Source organism: Maribacter spongiicola, assembly GCF_052119685.1.
Lineage (GTDB): Bacteria > Bacteroidota > Bacteroidia > Flavobacteriales > Flavobacteriaceae > Maribacter > Maribacter spongiicola_A.
In genome coordinates this window covers 1-2,125 of sequence record NZ_JBGQOO010000028.1, presented here as the reverse complement: position 1 = coordinate 2,125, position 2,125 = coordinate 1, and the positions used below count along the sequence as shown (strand labels likewise).

The following is a 2,125-nucleotide window of genomic DNA, read 5'->3' as shown; positions in this document are numbered from 1 at the left end:
GTAAAGTTCTGATATAACGAACCGCCGTGTACGAGACCCGTACGCACGGTGGTGTGAGAGGCGCACCGTGGGCTTTAAAGCTCACGGCCGTCTACTCGATTGCCACACGTTTTTTATTCATGCTTGTTCAAATTAAAATTCATTATTGATATTTACTATTGATGTTTCTATTAGGCATTAGATATACGTGTTTGTTTTTAAAATCTAAAATAATACGAAACCGTTTTAATAAATCCCCTCCATAAAGAGCAGGAATATGAGATTCAACTTTTGTTTTTGCTATATCAGCAGGCATATTATATATTTCATAGCCTCCAATTTCGATTCTTGGAATTAAAACGTAATCAGATTTTGTAACAGTACCATCTGTACCAAAGCTAGTGGACTCACCAATAACTTGATATTCATTTAAAAGTTTATTTTTGATTGCAGTGCTGTAATACAAATCTAAAGTAGAGTTATAGCCCGTGTCGAGCATTGACCATATTTTTACTTTTTTCTTTCCTTTATACAAAATCGTTTTTGCATACGGAAGTCCGTTTATAAATTTCAATTTGTTTTTGCTAAATTTTTTGGAATACTTTGGTAGATGATCTGAAATTAAAAGTTCTTTACTTTCATAATCAATTTCCACTATTTTATCGTCAAAAAAATTCCAACCAATCAACCCATCTAATAATTCACTTTCAGGGTATGCTATTCCAAGCACCTCTTTTCCGGTGTAATCTAGCTTTCCTATTTTGACGAGATTGTTAAAACTTTTACTTTCCTTTGAAGCCCCATTTTTACCCCCATTGCTTACAATGGTATCAAATTTAATGTGGACATTTTTGGACTCCATTTTTATTTTATTTAAAACAGTAATATTTGCGCCTAGATCAAACACTAAATTTAGGGTGTCAGACTGATTAATGAGTCCTTTTAAATATATACGGTTGTCATCACCTAATTCAAATGGAATAACTTCTTGAGCATTTGAAATAGTAACTGAAAGAATGAACAGTAAGATTGAGATTTGTTTCATAATAGATTTATTTGAATTTTAAGCAAAGTTAGAACAAGCTTAATAAAGACAATTGTAAAATATTGCACTACTTGATAAGGAAAGAATTTTGAAAATCCAATGGATTGATACCTGTAAATCGTTTGAAATTTTTATAAAAGTGAGAAAGGTCGTAAAACCCACAATCAATTGCTGTATTAAATATAGGTTTTCCTTCTTTTAACATATTCTTGCTCTCTTGAATTCGAGATAACAGCACATAGTTATTTGGTGTTAAACCTGTTTCTTGCTTAAAAAGCCTAATGAATTTATACTTGTTCAACCCAAACTGACTTGCAGTTTTATTCAATGAAAAAGATTCAAAGTTTGTTTCAGTGATAAAAGATTGAAATAATTTACTTGTTGCGAATTTTATAGGTTGAACGGAAGTATAATTTTTAACAAGTAATTTTAATACTGCAATGAGTCGATTTTCAAAATCGATTTCATTATTTTTAAAATGCACTGACAAAAAATAAAGTTCATTAAAAACATATTGGTCATAGATAATTTTATCTTCAAAAAACACAGGTTCCCCATTATTAAAATCTTTAATAGCTTCTGGTGAAACATAAAATGTAAAAAAGGAGTTTCCTAAATCTTTGTCACAAGGTGTGGCGTGTACTTCATTTGGATGAACTATTGATAGAACCCCTTGTGGTACCATTATATCTTTATCTTCAAGCCTAATATTAAAAGTGTTTTCTAATATTAAAGCAATATTGAAGGTATTGTGTGTATGAAAAGGAAAATCTAAGGTATGTGATTTTGCATTTAGTAATTCTAATCCATCAAGAATTGGTAGTTGGTAGTATTCACTTATGTTTCTTTTACTCGTCAATTTCAATTTTTTCTTAAATTATAACTCGCTTTTTTTAATGTGTGGCAACGTTTAGTATATGAAAAGTAGGCGATTTCGAAGCACTGAACTTTCGGTTAAGTACAAGGTTTTATACGAGCTGAAACCTTTAATTTTATTACTATTTCGCCTATTTTTTATATACACTGTGTGTGCCCAGTATGGGCATCTTTACCTTATAGCAATATAAGGATTTATTTAGAGGGTGTAAGTCCCTTATGCGC

The 2,125-nt window shown here is 30.8% G+C and carries 2 protein-coding genes; both read right to left on the bottom strand.

Features of this window, described 5'->3' with window-relative positions:
- Positions 1 to 142 precede the first annotated feature (142 nt).
- Positions 143 to 1,024, bottom strand: coding sequence for a hypothetical protein (locus ACEN2N_RS18915; protein ID WP_441825786.1), 882 nt, complete (start codon positions 1,022 to 1,024; stop codon positions 143 to 145).
- Positions 1,025 to 1,091: 67 nt separating this feature from the next.
- Complete coding sequence (locus ACEN2N_RS18910) at positions 1,092 to 1,883, bottom strand: helix-turn-helix domain-containing protein (RefSeq protein ID WP_441825785.1); 792 nt, start codon at positions 1,881 to 1,883, stop codon at positions 1,092 to 1,094.
- Positions 1,884 to 2,125: the final 242 nt, after the last annotated feature.